The organism is Bacteroidetes bacterium GWF2_43_63, from assembly GCA_001769275.1.
GTDB lineage: Bacteria > Bacteroidota > Bacteroidia > Bacteroidales > DTU049 > GWF2-43-63.
On sequence record MEOQ01000043.1, the window covers coordinates 1 to 15537 of the forward strand.

13 protein-coding genes are annotated in these 15537 nt (G+C 43.3%); 8 read left to right on the plus strand and 5 right to left on the minus strand.

Going from position 1 to position 15537, the window contains the following annotated elements; translation table 11 throughout:
* Window positions 1–368: 368 nt before the first annotated feature.
* Entirely contained in the window at window positions 369–1298 is a 930-nt protein-coding gene (locus A2W93_15625) for a hypothetical protein (protein OFY53100.1), read from the plus strand.
* Between the two features lie 232 nt (window positions 1299–1530).
* Here the strand turns inward: A2W93_15625 and A2W93_15630 are convergent, their stop codons facing one another.
* Entirely contained in the window at window positions 1531–2256 is a 726-nt protein-coding gene (locus A2W93_15630; protein ID OFY53101.1) for a hypothetical protein, read from the minus strand.
* A gap of 112 nt (window positions 2257–2368) precedes the next feature.
* Between A2W93_15630 and A2W93_15635 the strand changes: the two genes are divergently transcribed.
* Together A2W93_15635 and A2W93_15640 are read left to right on the plus strand one after the other, a co-directional pair.
* On the plus strand, window positions 2369–3397 hold the full coding sequence (locus A2W93_15635) for a hypothetical protein (GenBank protein ID OFY53102.1): 1029 nt from the start codon (window positions 2369–2371) through the stop codon (window positions 3395–3397).
* A gap of 181 nt (window positions 3398–3578) precedes the next feature.
* Window positions 3579–3986, plus strand: coding sequence for an Rrf2 family transcriptional regulator (locus tag A2W93_15640; GenBank protein OFY53103.1), 408 nt, complete (start codon window positions 3579–3581; stop codon window positions 3984–3986).
* A 291-nt stretch (window positions 3987–4277) separates the two neighbouring features.
* On the opposite strand, the gene A2W93_15645 is transcribed toward A2W93_15640, so the two are convergent.
* On the minus strand, window positions 4278–5600 hold the full coding sequence (locus A2W93_15645; GenBank protein ID OFY53104.1) for a hypothetical protein: 1323 nt from the start codon (window positions 5598–5600) through the stop codon (window positions 4278–4280).
* A 1-nt stretch (window position 5601) separates the two neighbouring features.
* Window positions 5602–6369, minus strand: a complete 768-nt coding sequence (locus A2W93_15650; protein ID OFY53173.1) for a hypothetical protein — start codon at window positions 6367–6369, stop codon at window positions 5602–5604.
* Between the two features lie 48 nt (window positions 6370–6417).
* Here A2W93_15650 and A2W93_15655 point away from each other — a divergent pair, with 48 nt between their 5' ends.
* Entirely contained in the window at window positions 6418–7830 is a 1413-nt protein-coding gene (locus A2W93_15655; GenBank protein OFY53105.1) for a hypothetical protein, read from the plus strand.
* A gap of 57 nt (window positions 7831–7887) precedes the next feature.
* Entirely contained in the window at window positions 7888–8457 is a 570-nt protein-coding gene (locus tag A2W93_15660) for a hypothetical protein (protein ID OFY53106.1), read from the plus strand.
* Between the two features lie 37 nt (window positions 8458–8494).
* On the opposite strand, the gene A2W93_15665 is transcribed toward A2W93_15660, so the two are convergent.
* Complete coding sequence (locus A2W93_15665; GenBank protein ID OFY53107.1) at window positions 8495–9139, minus strand: hypothetical protein; 645 nt, start codon at window positions 9137–9139, stop codon at window positions 8495–8497.
* 433 nt (window positions 9140–9572) lie between these two features.
* Between A2W93_15665 and A2W93_15670 the strand changes: the two genes are divergently transcribed.
* Complete coding sequence (locus A2W93_15670) at window positions 9573–10631, plus strand: hypothetical protein (GenBank protein OFY53108.1); 1059 nt, start codon at window positions 9573–9575, stop codon at window positions 10629–10631.
* A gap of 255 nt (window positions 10632–10886) precedes the next feature.
* Here the strand turns inward: A2W93_15670 and A2W93_15675 are convergent, their stop codons facing one another.
* Window positions 10887–12665 carry an arginine--tRNA ligase gene (locus A2W93_15675; GenBank protein ID OFY53109.1) on the minus strand — a complete coding sequence of 593 codons (1779 nt, stop codon included), beginning with the start codon at window positions 12663–12665 and terminating at the stop codon, window positions 10887–10889.
* 530 nt (window positions 12666–13195) lie between these two features.
* Between A2W93_15675 and A2W93_15680 the strand changes: the two genes are divergently transcribed.
* Both A2W93_15680 and A2W93_15685 read left to right on the plus strand, forming a co-directional pair.
* On the plus strand, window positions 13196–14539 hold the full coding sequence (locus tag A2W93_15680; protein OFY53110.1) for a GTPase: 1344 nt from the start codon (window positions 13196–13198) through the stop codon (window positions 14537–14539).
* A gap of 75 nt (window positions 14540–14614) precedes the next feature.
* Window positions 14615–15526, plus strand: coding sequence for an aspartate carbamoyltransferase (locus tag A2W93_15685; GenBank protein ID OFY53174.1), 912 nt, complete (start codon window positions 14615–14617; stop codon window positions 15524–15526).
* Window positions 15527–15537 lie beyond the last annotated feature (11 nt).

Below are 15537 nucleotides of genomic sequence, written 5' to 3' on the forward strand. Positions count from 1 at the left end.
CTATAGGGTTTTCGCAGTTACAAAAAGACAATCTCCTTTTGTTACACTTTACAAAGAAAATTTTAAAAACGACTTGCATATGTCTTAGAATTCACAGAGTAGATTTAATCAGGCAAAAGCCGGTATCAATTACAGCAAAGTGAATTTGAAAGCACGCTTTCATAATTTGATATGCTGTAATTGATTAACACAACTTCGTTGTGTTCACTGTTAACCGGCTTTTGTTTTTTGTCACTCTGTGGGACTCTGTGATCCTACGATTCCTGCAGATTTTTGAGGAGTTTAATGCTTTGGCCCTGTATAAATGCGCCGGGTAAAATTCATTTTCCGCTTACTTTTCATCTTTCAACAAACACTATCTTTGCAACGTGAAAAGCAAACTCTGGGTGTATATCGGGCTTATGTTCGCCATGGCGGTATGGGCTTATTCCTATGTGCTTATCAAAATAGTTTATTCCTACGGAGTTCCGCCCAGCATGCTGGTTTTCATGAGACTTATTCTGGCATCAGCGACATTGCTATTGTTCACGAAAGTTGCAAAAAAACTTCAGCCAATTCAGAAAAAAGACCGCCGGTCATTTCTTGCACTCGCCTTTTTCGAACCCTTTTTGTATTACATTGGCGAGAGCAACGGTTTGGTGCATGTTTCAGCAACAGTAGGCTCCATCATCATTGCCACCATTCCAGTTTTCATTCCTTTTGTACTATACGCATACTTTAAAGAAAAAGTTGATAAAACAAATTTCTTCGGAATTATTATTTCCTTTATTGGAGTATTGCTTGTTATTTTCGAAGACGACTACACGCTGTCCGCTTCACCGGTTGGGCTGGCATTCATGTTTTTCGCAGTATTCAGCGCATTCGGATATACCATTGTTATAAAAAATCTTACGCAGAAATATAATTCCTTTACCATTGTAACTTACCAAACGCTCATTGGAGCCATACTGTATGTTCCGTTGTTTTTATTCTCCGATTTCAGCGTGGTTGCTCAGGTTGAATTCACCTGGCAGATGCTGACAGCCACAGCAGTACTGGCCATTTTCGCAACTGCCATTGCCTATATTTTGTTCTCCACCGGTATTCGCGAAATCGGAGCCATGCAATCAACCATTTTTGCCAACCTGATACCTGTTCTCACTGCTTTGATGGCGCTGCTATCTGGTATGGAAGAACTTCCGTTGCGTAAACTGGCCGGAGTCCTCATCGTTATTCTGGGCGTATTTCTCTCCCAAAGCAAAAAACCATTTCTCGGACTTCCGGGTATGGTGTGGAATTATTTTGCGAAAAGAAAATGAGTTGAATCATGAACAATCCGTGCATTCAGACGGATCAAGAAAAACAAGGAAGGAAGAAGTCTGAACGGAGGTGAGAAGTTAGAAGCAAAGTAGGAAGGTAGATTTGAATTACGGATTAAAAATTCCACAAATTCAAATTTTATTATTGAATTTCAAAGAAGTTTTCAAATACAAATGGAGGTTGTTTTAAAATCCTTCAAACTTCGTACATCCTTGTTCCTTGTTCAGTGTTCTAAAGCACTTTTGCCGCCAATGCCAAAAACAACTTCATCCCTTCTTCGGATTCAGCATTCATGCGGTAATTGATATTGTCGGTCAGGTACGAAACAGCATCGTCAAACGAAAGTCCGGCTGAACCAAGATGCCTCACTGCGGCTGACGGATCCTGTATTCCCGCTTCCAGCGCTGCTTTTAGAATCTTCAAGGAATCGTCTTTCACGTCATTGCGTGCAATCCAGACAGCAAACACGAAGGGAAGACCAGACATCTCTTTCCAGGCCTCACTCAAATCGTAACAATACTTGTAATCTTTCTGCAGTCCGAACGCTTTGTCGCCAATGGCTATTCGAGCATCGGCCGAAGCATCATCGTGTTTCACAAAGGCCGGATGTATGTTCCAGTGATTATGACAGAGGATTTTCAGTAACAGATTTGAACTGCGCGAATGACTATCGGGTGAAATGTGCTTTATGTCCAGCAAAGGCCTGTTACTTAAAAGCAACACAGAGCGTACCGGCCCGTCAGCACTGATGCAATACGGTTTTACAATCTGATAATTCTCCAGATCATTCAGCGATCCAACCGGAACGAGCGCAACATCGCTGATCCCTTCTGCAAAATTTTTTGCACAAATTGACGGGTTTACGATGCTAAGCTGCGAAAACAAACCGTCGTCTGCATTCAATAATCCGAAATGAAAAGGATACGAGTTTAAATAGCTAACAAGTGAAATATTCATACTATAGTGGAAATCGGATACAAAGGTAGTCTTTCATTTCAGCAATCATGTTAAACGGGATGATGATATTTATCAACAATAAAATATTATCTTCGCAAAGACGAAATACAAAATGAAAACCGATTCTATCATTAGCCGCTTATCCGCCTGGGCCGACGAATTTCGCACCGGCACAAAACTCTTTTCAACCGAAGATCTGCCCGAAGCCTTTTATCAGACACAAATTCACAATAAGTGGTTTACGAAAGAAAACATTATTGCTTCCGTAAATGCGCTTGCAGACATGATGTCGGATAAAAATGCCGTTGAAGGCTGGCTGAAAAATTATCCGGAAACGACAGCAACTGCAAAAATAATACTGTTGGTTTTACCCGGCAACATTCCCGCTGTTGGCTTCCACGATGTGCTCTGCACCTTACTTTCAGGGCACTCTGCCGAAATAAAATTGTCTTCGGATGACAAATTTTTAATTCCATGGATGCTCAGAATCGCAGAAAAATACTTTCCGGAATGGACGGACCGCATTCATTATCACGAAGGGTTGATGACCGGTTTTGATGCGGTAATTGCAACGGGGAGTAATCAGTCGGCAAAAACTTTTGACACCTATTTCTCCGGCAAGCCAAACATCATTCGCCACAGCAGAAGCAGTATTGCAATAGTTCACAACAATGACAGCGACGAGGATCTGCATAATTTGAGCAACGATGTTTTTATGTATTTCGGTCTCGGATGCCGCAATGTGTCGTTGATTTTTCTGCCACAAGGCTTCGATAAACAAAGACTTTTTGATGCCTTTTTGCCATGGAAAGATCTGGAATATCACAACGCATTTGCCAATAACTATGTGTACTACAAAGGCTATTTCAGCCTTTCGAAAGAAGAGCCCCTCGATGGTTCGTTTTATTTGCTGCGCGAAAACAAATCCACAGCCGCTCCTGTGGCCGTTGTTCATTTTTCTGAATACAGCGATATCAGCGAAGTGAAACAATATATTTCGGAAAATACCGATCATATTCAATGCGTTGTTTCCACACAAAATGAAATCGAAAACGCTGTAAAACCTGGTCAGGCGCAGTCTCCGCGCATTGATGACTACGCGGATGGAGTTGATACGATGGCGTTTCTTGCTGCGTTATAACCCATGTCACGGATTATTTACCCGTTAAATTATTTTTAAGGAGTTCATGAGCTCAGCGCTTATAGCGCTTCGGTTACAAATCCGCGCCATGGGTAGAGTTCCATTTTTTAATTCCATTGCAAATTCTATATCACAAGTCAGGTTTGCGTATTTTTCTTACTTTTGTTTATAATCATTAGCCATGAAACTATCGAGAAAGTGCGAATATGCCTGTTTAGCCATGATAGAACTGTCGGGTCACAAATCTGACGAATATACTAAAATTGAGTCCATTGCAACTACCTGGAATATTCCAAGAAAATTTCTCGAACAGATTCTGATCACGCTGAAAAATGCGGGCTACCTCCACAGCCGCAAAGGCGCCGAAGGCGGTTATAAACTTGCGAAAGAATCTTCGAAAATATCACTGGCCGAAATCATCCGATTAATTGATGGGGCGCTGGCTCCGGTTGAAAGTGTTTCGACCTATTTCTATGGATCGTCACCCACTGAAAAGCATCCGGGCTTCATCAACATCATGAAAGATATTCGCGACTATGTGTCCGAAAAGCTTGAAAAGACTACGTTTGCCGATCTTGTCAGAAAGTAGTTTTTCGGCTGACAACTACCACTAATCTTACATATCGTCCCTTTTTAAATTCCGTTTTTTTAAAGGTGCTTCACGTAAAACGTGACACGTCGCACGCCTTGTTCCTGGGGTGGAGTTTATCCCGCTGTTGACACTTCGACGGAGTTTATCCTGCGGAACGCAGGGCTCAGTGTGACAGCGGCGGGGCCCGAGGCTATTCTAATTTAACTCCGGAGTTTACTCCGCAGGAGGCGGAGGAGTATCTGATGGAGCTTCGCAACTCATTTGTACGCCTTCGGCAGCCAACAACTGCTAAAAATTCTTTTTCAACTTTTCAACTTTAAGAACTTTCAACTGCCTCGGTTTGGCCAGCGTCATTCCAACGCTTCGTGCTACAAAGAAAGACAAAAATGCGATCCAGAGATTCATTTCAGGAAAAACGCTTTCAAGCAAAAAATACAAAGGAAAGAATACTCCGAGAACCGCTATCAGCATCACATTGCGCATAGCAGCAGTATGTGTCATTCCGGCAAAAATGCCATCCCACATGAATGCAACGAAAGAAACCAGTGGAATCAGCACCACCCAGAAACGCTGCTTCAGAGCGAGATCAAGCAATGTCTGATTATCGGTAAGCAAACCAAAAATCCATTGTCCGCCCATGAAATAAAGCAAACTAAAAACAAGACTTGTTCCCAATGCCCAACGGAAAAGCGTTCTCACGGTAAGCCGCAACAGGCGGATCTTTCCCGCACCCAGATATTTTCCACTGAGACTTTCGCCTGCATATGAAAAGCCATCAATAAAAAACGAGAAGAACATGAAAAACTGCATCAGCAGAGTGTTTACAGCTAACACATCATTTCCGTACAACGAAGAAGCATAGGTAAACCATGAGAAAACAGTAAGCAAACTAAATGAGCGAAGGAAAATATTCGCATTGACAGTCAGCACACGCAGCAGTTTCGAAAAAAGAAATACAACTTTCAAAACCGGCTTCACAAGCAACTTTCGATGTCTTACAAGAATAATGATTATCCCAAACACCAACGCACTCCAGCCCGCAATCAATGTTCCAAGCGCCACGCCGTCGGCTTTCATGCCCAATTCGACAACAAAAACAAGATTGAGCACAACATTAATTACATTTTCAAAAATAATCATCAACATGGCAGCAGCTGAATCCTGCACGCCAAGCAACCAGCCAAGTATTACAAAATTCAGCAGCGAAGCCGGAACCACCCAAATACGGATATCATAATACTCAGTGATGATTCCGTCCAACGCAAAATCAGGTTGCAGCATTTCAATGCCAATCCAATAAATCGGATTACGGAATAGTATAGTCAGAAGCCCGATAAAACCAGCTATTAAAACACTTCTATAAAATGATGCTGAAATTTCACTTGTGTTTTTTGCGCCAAAATTCTGAGCCGTTATTCCTGTTGTGGACATACGCAAAAAGCTAAAGCTCCACAAAATAAAATTAAAAATTATACCTGCAAGCGACACCGCCGCCAAATATAAAGTAGATTCAAGATGCGCCAGCACAGCCAGATTCACGGTGACAAGCAGCGGAATACTCAGGTTTGCCAGAATGTTTGGAACAGCCAGTCTCAGAAGTTCTTTGCGCATATTATCCCCTCAGAAAAGTAAAATTGTTTTCATCCGAAAGCTTTCGTTCAAAATAATAACCACTCAAATCAAACGCTGTAAGACTTTCAACATCCGTAATCCTGTTTTGAATGATAAAACGCGACATCATTCCACGCGCCTTTTTCATCTCAACCACGTTGATGAATGGCTTTCCAGCTTTCATTTCCTTGAAAGCAACATTAATAATTCTGACATTGGCAGAAATATGTGGAATGATCATTTTGCCGTATTCATCCGAAGTGAGATTAATCAGAAGATTGCTTTTCAGTTTTCTCAAGTCAGCTTCAATGTTTTTTGCCGGATGTGAATTCCAGAATGAATACAGATTCCTTTGATCACGCACCGAAACAGGCGTTTGTGCTTCGAGCCGATACGGCAATATTTGGTCGTACGGCCGCAACACCCCATAAAGTCCGCTCAGAATGCGCAGATGCAATTGTGCAAATTCCAATTCACCTCTCGAAAAATCGTGCGCGTTTAAACCCTTGAAGGCAGGCCCGTCGTACATCAAAGCTGCAGCTGAAGCTATCTTCGGGTCATGAGGCCATATCCATTGCTGCATGGTATCATACGCCTGTCGGGCTAAGCCACCACTTACTTTAAGCAATCTTGAAAAATCAGAAAATGAAAGATTTTTCACTTCATTGCAGATATCTCTGGCTTCCTTTCCAAATACGGGAACCGTGCTCAACGCAGGAGCAGTGAGCGGAACATGCATTGTTTTTGCCGGAGACAGTATTATTATCATTTTTTTCTTTAATTTGCGAAAGTAAAACATTGTTTCAAAACTATCGCTATGAAAAAGATATTTATCATTTCGCTGATGCTGCTGTCCTTTTTCACATCCACTGCACAATCACCATTCGCAGGAATCTGGCAGGGAACACTTGAAGAAGACAAATTTGATTTCCTCGTGGTGCTGCGCATTTCGGAGGATGGGGCCAAATTGAAAGGCACCATGGACATACCGCAACAACTGATTGTAGATTATAAAAGCATAAAGCTCAAGACGGAAAACGACAGCCTTATAGTGGAATTGGCCGCTTTCAGAGCCACATACAAAGCAGTTAAAAAAGGGGACAGCCTGCTTGGCTTCTGGTATCAGTCGGGAACTGAAATCCCTCTGAATATGGCGCTTACACCCGAAGACAAGGCTTTCAGGATGAATCGCCCACAGACACCACAGCCGCCATTTCCATACATCGCAAAGGATGTAACATTCCAAAATAAAAAAGCAAAAATAAAACTGGCAGGCACGCTAACAATTCCCGACACAACCAATGTTTGGCCCGTTGTGGTGCTGGTTTCAGGCAGTGGCCCTCAGGATCGCAATGAGGAATTATTGAAGCACCAGCCGTTCTTACTCATTGCCGACTATTTCACCCGAAACGGTATTGCAGTGCTGCGTTACGATGACCGCGGTGTCGGAAAAAGCGAGGGGAAATTCAATGAGGCAACAACAGCGGATCTGAATACTGATGCCGGCGCAGCAGTTTCATTCCTGAAAACTTTGCCATATATCGATAAAAAATCGATAGGCATGGTTGGTCACAGCGAAGGCGGAATCATCGTTCTGATGCAGGCTTCGCAAAATAAATCACTGCGCTTTGTGATATCAATGGCCGGCGTTTCTATTCCCTGTTCGCAATTGCTTGTCATGCAAAACGACAAAATCATGAAAGGATATGGCGCCGACGAAGACATCAGGGATTTTTTCTGGAATTTCAACACATCGCTCTACGACCTGGTTCTGACAGAGAAAAACGCAGACACTCTACGCAAAAAAGCATTGATTTTGTTTAAAGAAAAATCTGAACCACTATCCGAAGATCAGAAAAAAGAATTTGGGCTTGGCGAGAGTTATATCACGGCAATGCTGATGCAGCTTTCAACACCTTGGTTCAAGTATTTTCTGGCCATCAACCCATCCAATTACATCAAAAAAATAAAGACAAATGTACTGGCGATCAATGGATCAAAAGACGTTCAGGTGCCTGCAGAGCCCAACATGGAAGCATTCAACACTTATCTGGTTCAGCAATCAGGAATTTACAAAGAGACACATGTGTTTCCCGGACTGAATCATTTATTTCAGCCATGTACAACGGGACTTACCGGAGAATATGCCATGATAGAAACAACCATCGATCCGCAGGTGCTGGAGTATATGAAGGCATGGATAAAAAAAGTGCTGGCAGCCGAAAACTAAACCCTTGAAGAGTTTCCTGATTTTTTATTTCTTTGTATAAACCAAAAAACCACTCGTATGAAAAAAATGCTTTTCCCAGTGCTGCTGATTTTTCTATCAATGGCAATGAATCTGAATGCGCAGGAATCTACAAAAGAAATCACCATCACTCCCGGCGCAAAAATCAGTTGGAATCTCAGTCTCGGGTATCCGTTCAACATTACTGTCAATTCTGTTAAGCCTGATTTTTCATTCAAATGGGATATGGGCGGTGATGAGACAGGATCTGTGACCCTCACTGCAAAGGCCTTAAAAAAAGCCACCAAAATGTTTGATTATTTCAAAAAAGGCACCGATATAACGAAAGAAGATGAAACAACAGTAATTTTTTCAAAAGCGCTATTTAAAAAGCTTAAAGCCGGAAAATCCACAGAAATGAGTCTTGACGGGATTAATCAGAATATTCGTTTTGTTCAGAATTCAACAATGAAAGTTTTAATTGATGGAACAGAATCCTCACTCCCGATTATTTATGCCGAAACTGACAAAGCCTGTAAATTTTGGATCTGGGACAACGCCTCACTCCCCTTGATTTTAAAAATGGAAATGGGTTGGACGCTTGAGATTACATCCATCAATTCAAAATAAATGTAAGCATCAGTTTTGAATATTACAAAAGGTTGATTTAATAAGGCTTTCGTAACACAAATTCATTTACGTTTTCGGTTGGTTTGAATTTCATTCTGTGCAGATATACCGTATGCCGGATATGGAAAGATTCAGCAAAAATTGTATCGGTATTTAACAGTGCGAAAACATTTTCCCGTTCAAACAAAAGCTTTCCGGGTTTCATGTTGCGGTGCGTGTTTGCAACATAATCTAACACCACGTTGCAACTGCCATCGTGATTTTTACGAAAGCCCGCAACGCTGATTACCGCTGTTCCTTTCACAATCAGAAAAACGATGTCCTCTTTTTCGAAACGCTGAAAATCGGGAAAAAACTTGCGGATATCATTGGCATAATACACCAGAAAACGCTCCAGCATCGGTGCATTCAAATTAGCAGGCAGTACCGCATAATTCCCCTGCAGTTTATACGCCTGCCAGATGAAATAAGCGTTCACAACCATATTAAAACCATTAAGAACAATGATGGGATATGCACCGATAAGGATGCCGTAAACAATAAAAATCATATTGCCCGAAAAAATCATCCACCGCATTTTCAGGATGGAAGTCATCAGCATCGAAACTGCAATAATAAGTGATGCGGTGTATCCGATCAGTTCCGCGATGGTCAATCCTGCAAAAAGTAACTCTGTGTCCATTGAAACAATTATCTGCCACAAAAGTACAATGTTATTTACAACCAATAAAACCAAATTTTATTCGCTGTTACTAAAACCGCTTGCCCTGAATCAGCATAAGGGCCTCTCTAAAAATGCTTTTTCAACAAAAACAAAACATTGTTACGACATTCCACCGTTCCGGCCGAATACTATCCCTCGAAGGGTTTTGAACCCTTCGAGGGATTTTTAACCGGTCGGAACATGGAACCGTCGTAACAACAGCAAAAACAACGGGTCCATGTACTTCAGCCCCTGCGTCGCTTTTGGACGGTTGAAAGTTGCTTTTGTTCTGTCTTTCAATATTATAGACAGACGTTAAATATCTGGCAGAATGCAACTAATTATGTAAATAATAGTCTTATGCCTGATAAAATATTATTATCTTTGACTTTCTTACTACGAGAATAGAATCATGAGACACCATGTAATTGTCATAGTTGGTTTTATTGCACTGCATCTTTTTGCCGGCAATGCAACGGCACAGATTACGCTGAGCGCCAGTAACACCCCCAAAGCAGAATACAAGTACACTTTTCAAAAAATACAATTTAATTATTCCGATTTGTTTCATGCAGGCGCCGACACCGTTTGGGATATTTCGGGTGCTGTGTTTACCGGTGACTCTTCAACCATTCATTACACACAGGATACGGCTTTTGATCCGTTTCCGGGTTGCTGCATGACAAATGAATTGCATGACTATCTTAACAATCTTGATAACTCATTCCTCCAAGTCAACGGTTATGTCTATCAGATTACAGATACAGCCTTTATAATTGCTTATGAAAGAAGAAGCGATCAATACACTTCGTGCTTTGTGATGGATGACAAATCCTATCCGATTATATCATTCCCTTTTGGATATGGATCAATTAATGAAAGGCATGACAACATGCAGGAAAAGACTATTGCATGGCAAAAAGAGGGAGACGCCTGGGGATCACTGATATGCCCCGACACAACCTATCAGAACGTGTTGAGAATTAAAACCACGGATTCAACTTTCTACCAACCCATACCCAATCATCCGGGTGCTGCCGGTGGAAACTCAGTCAAATACGAATGGTACAACGCTGATTCTGACGTGCCTGTTCTGTCACTGAGTTTTAATTATTGGTATTACTGGGATAGTGTCTCTGATTACTGGGGGCGCGACACAACAGCCTTGCTTTATCAATCAAAAACTTATCTGCCGCTCGATACTCCTTTTCACGTGATAGTTCCCGAAAACAGTATAGTTTTATATCCGAACCCAGCAACAAATACCATTGCAATTGAAGGAAACGACAGCATTTCGGAATTGGTTATTTATAACACCAGCGGATATGCCGTCATGCATTTTAACCAGATTACTGCGGGGAAAAAAGTCAGGGTCAATATCTCGACTCTGAGCAAAGGTCTTTATATAGCAGCCGGAAAGTTCACATCCGAAGTCAGTTTCAGAAAGAAATTTATTGTTACAGAGGACTGAAAAGCATTCTTCATCGGGCTTACTGTATCACTTTTAAACGTTTTTTACTGACAGTTGTCAGTAAAAAACCACTCAAAACTCATAACCCATCACTCATAACCAACTTGCTCATCCCCGGAGCCCTGGCGGGCATACGGGCTATTAATATTTAACTCCTCCGGAGTATCTGATGGTGCTTCGCAGCTCCTTTTAAGCCTTCGGCATTTAACCTCACTCCTAACCATTAACTCATAACTTATCACTGACTACTGTAAATCACATTTTTTCCGGCATTCCCACACCAAGCAGTCCCATGGCAAAATTCAGCGTTTCGGCCGTGCGCTGCGCAAGCAACAAACGATTGTTGCGCAAAGTCTCATCCGGCTCGCGCAGAATCGATATTTCCTGATACATGCTGTTGAACATCTGCGCCAACTCGAAGCTGTAATTGGCCACCACTGCCGGACTTTCGTTGGTTGCCGCTTTTTCAATCATCTGCGGAAGTGTGAGCAACTGATACAATAAATGTTTTTCATGCTCTTTCAAATCAGCAGCAGCAGACCATTTCAGCGTATCAACATCAATTCCCGCTTCGCGGCCTTTGTTCAAAACAGAACAGATCCGTGCGTGCGTATATTGAATGAAAGGGCCTGTGTTGCCGTTAAAATCAATACTTTCGGAAGGATTGAACAGCATGTTCTTTTTTGGATCTACACGCAAAATAAAATATTTCAATGCCCCCTGCCCAATCATTTCATGCAGTTTGTCCTGCTCTACGGCAGGCAGATCCTGGGCTTTGCCAGCTTCTTTCGAAATATCGGCAGCGGTTTGTTTCATTTCATCCAGCAAATCATCAGCATCAACCACAGTCCCCTCGCGCGATTTAATCTTTCCTTCGGGAAGTTCCACCATGCCATAACTGTAATGGAGTATGTTGTCAGCCCAGTCGTAGCCTAATCTTTTCAGCGTTTTTTTCAAAACATCGAAATGATAAATCTGTTCGTTGCCCACCACATAGACCATGCGATCGGCATTAAAATCGGCGTGACGCGCCACAGCGGTACCGATATCCTGCGTCATGTAAACAGTGGTGCCGTCGCTGCGAAGCAGAATTTTACGGTCGAGTCCTTCATCGGTCAGATCGATCCACACCGATCCATCCGGATCCTGCTGCAGATGGCCTTCCGCAAGTCCTTTCTGTACAATATCTTTTCCACTCAGATAGGTTTCCGATTCGCGGTACACCTTGTCGAAATCAACACCCAGCCTCGAATATGTATCAGTGAAACCGTCAATCACCCAGCTATTGAGTTTGTTCCATAAAGCCATCACATGCGGCTCGCCTTTTTCCCAGTCGCGCAACATAGCCCGAGCATCCTGCATAAGCGGTGTGTCGCCATCTTCGGGCTTTTCAATGCCTAGTCCGGCGGCTTCATCCTTGTTGGCTTTATCGAACAGCACGTAATATTTTCCAATCAGATGATCGCCCTTTACACCCGCAGATTCAGGTGTTTCATTGTTACCCCACATGCTGTAAGCCACCATGGTTTTGCAGATGTGAATGCCCCTGTCGTTGATGAGATTGGCTTTGATCACATTATGCCCGGCAGCTTTGTACACTTCGGCCAGCGACCAGCCCAGCAGATTGTTACGGATATGTCCAAGATGCAGTGGTTTGTTGGTATTGGGAGAGCTGTATTCAACGACAATGGTTTTGGGCGCAATGCCGGACGGACGGCTGTATTCAGCCACCGGAGCGGCCTCCGCAATTTGAGAAAGCCAAAATGAAGGTTTGAATGAAATATTTAGAAAACCCTTGACCACATTGAACTGGTCGATTTCGGAAAATCTTTCTGAAAGCGCTTTTCCAATTGCATCAGCCGTGTCTTCCGGTTTCAGACGGGCCATCTTGACAAAGGGAAAAACCACTATGGTGACATCGCCTGCAAAATGCGGCGGCGTTTTCTCCATTTGAATGGATTCGGGCGCCACCTGCTGATTCCAGAGTCCGAATGCAATATCCGATGTGGCCTGCGCCAGAAGCTGAGTGAACATCTTTTTTTTGTTTGCAAAAGTAGTAATAATTGACGGAACGTGGCAGCTGTAAGCTATGTGCTCTCCCCGACATTTTAGCGCCAGCCTGAATGGAGTAACAACCAGACATTGCTGACCTGGAATCGTCGGAAAGAGCCTTAAGCACCCAACAGCTTGTCCGCCCACCGGCGGAATTCCGGGACCGCGCCTCTACTCAAAGCATGTATGGCGGACGCCAAAATGTTGGGTGCATTGGGCGTTGAATTTCCCGACATTTTAGCGTCAGCGGGAAAAGGTTGACCATGCAGCCTGCTGACCTGGAATCGTCGGAAAGAGTCTTAAGATCCAACGATTCCGGGACCGCGCCTCTACTCAAAGCATGTCTGTCGGGGAGATTATCCTGCCGCGGCAGGATCAAAATGTTGGGTACCCTACGCCCACACGCTTATAGCGTTTCTTAACAATTGTCAAAAAAATTATTCTATCTAATAATTTGATAGTTCTGTTTAAAAATGTAATTTTGCAACAAATTCAAAACAAAACGTTGAACGATGAAAAGAAATGTTATTATCATTGGAGCAGCTGGACGTGATTTCCACAACTTCAACACTTATTTCAGAACAAATGCTGATTACAATGTTGTAGCCTTCACTGCTGCACAGATTCCTGACATTGATGGTCGTAAATACCCTTCACAATTAGCCGGAGAATTATATCCGCAGGGTATTCCTATTTATGCTGAACAGGACCTTCCTAAACTTATAAAAGAACTGAATGTAACTGATTGCGTTTTCGCATACAGTGATGTTCCTTACGCTCGCGTTATGAACGTAAGTGCTCTTGTTAACGCTTGCGGTGCAAACTTCATGCTTCTTGGACCTGGCGAAACCCAGGTTAAATCAACCAAACCGGTGATCGCCGTTGGCGCTACCCGCACAGGTTGCGGAAAAAGCCAGACTTCACGCCGCATTATTGAAATTCTGACCAAAAAAGGTCTCAAGGTTGTGGCTGTACGTCACCCGATGCCTTACGGCGACCTCGTTGCACAGAAAGTTCAGCGCTTCGCTACTGTCGAAGATCTGAAAAAACACAAATGCACCATTGAAGAAATGGAAGAATACGAACCACACGTAGTGACCAAAAGAAACGTCATTTATGCTGGTGTTGATTATGAAGCAATCCTCCGCGAAGCTGAAAAAGATCCAGATGGATGCGACATTATTCTTTGGGATGGTGGAAACAACGACTTCCCATTCTACAAACCAGATCTCCTCGTAGGTGTTGCTGACCCCCTCCGTCCGGGTGCAGAAGTTAGCTACTATCCTGGTGAAGTAGTTGCCCGCATGTCAGACGTTATTGTTATCAATAAAATCGACAGCGCTTCTCTCGAAAACATCAATACTGTACGTGCTAACCTTCTCCGCATTAACCCTAATGCAAAGATTATTGACGGTGCTTCATATCTGACCGTTGACAAACCTGAGCTTATTAAAGGTAAACGCGTATTGGTTGTCGAAGACGGCCCAACACTCACCCACGGTGAAATGAAAATTGGTGCCGGTACTGTTGCAGCCATGAAATTTGGTGCAGCCGAACTGGTTGACCCACGTCAATATGCCGTTGGTAAATTAGCCGAAACTTTCAGAATCTATCCTAACATTGGAACATTACTTCCTGCTATGGGCTATGGTGACCAGCAGATCATGGACCTCGAGAAAACAATCGAGAACACTCCTTGCGACGCAGTTGTAATTGCTACCCCGATCGATCTGAACCGCATCGTCAAAATCAGCAAGCCCACTGTTAAAGTTGGCTACGAACTTCAGGAAATCGGCAAACCCGATCTCGAAGAAGTACTTGACGAGTTCATTGCCAAACACAATTTGAAGAAATAATTGTTTTAAAAGCGACTTTTTTAAGTCGCTTTTTTTTTGACTTTACAAACCAAAATAAACAGTAAATATAAATCCATGAAGCGAAAAAGTCTGGTATCCATCAATGACTACTCGAAGGACGAGATTCTTGAAATCCTTGAGCTGGCCAAAAAATTCGAAGAAAACCCCAACCGCAGAATTCTTGACGGTGTGGTGGTCGGCGTTCTGTTTTTCGAACCATCGACCCGCACCCGTTTGAGTTTCGAAGCAGCCATCAACCGCATGGGCGGCCGTGTCGTCGGATTTTCCGATTCCTCGAGCACCAGTACGCAGAAAGGCGAATCGCTGAAAGACACCATTCAGACCGTGAATCAGTATGCCGATCTGATTGTGATGCGTCATCCTGTCGAAGGCAGTGCACGCTACGCCAGCGAAGTGGCCACCTGCCCCATCATCAATGCCGGCGATGGTGCCAACCAGCACCCGACCCAATGCCTGCTTGACCTCTACACCATTCTCCAGACCCAGAACACCCTCGACAATCTGAATATGACCTTCGTTGGTGATTTGAAATATGGACGTACCGTTCATAGTCTGAGTATTGCCATGACCATGTTCAACACCACATTCCACCTCGTTTCTCCTTTTGAGCTAAAATTGCCCAGTGCCGTTAAACTCCACATCAAGGATAAAAAACTGCCCTATCATCAATACACCGATCTCACCCAGGCCATCCCATTGAGCGACATTATTTACATGACCCGCATACAGGCCGAACGCTTCTCGGATCCGATGGAATACGAAAAAGTGAAAAACAGCTACGTGCTCAACCGCGAGCTGTTGACCAACGCCAAGCCCGGAATGAAAGTGCTGCACCCGCTACCAAGAGTAAACGAAATTGCCCTCGATGTGGATGACAGCCCACAGGCATATTATTTCAAACAGGCACAAAACGGAATGTTTGTGCGCGAAGCACTGATTGCACACATGTTAGGACTTAAAGTATAAGGAGAAACCAT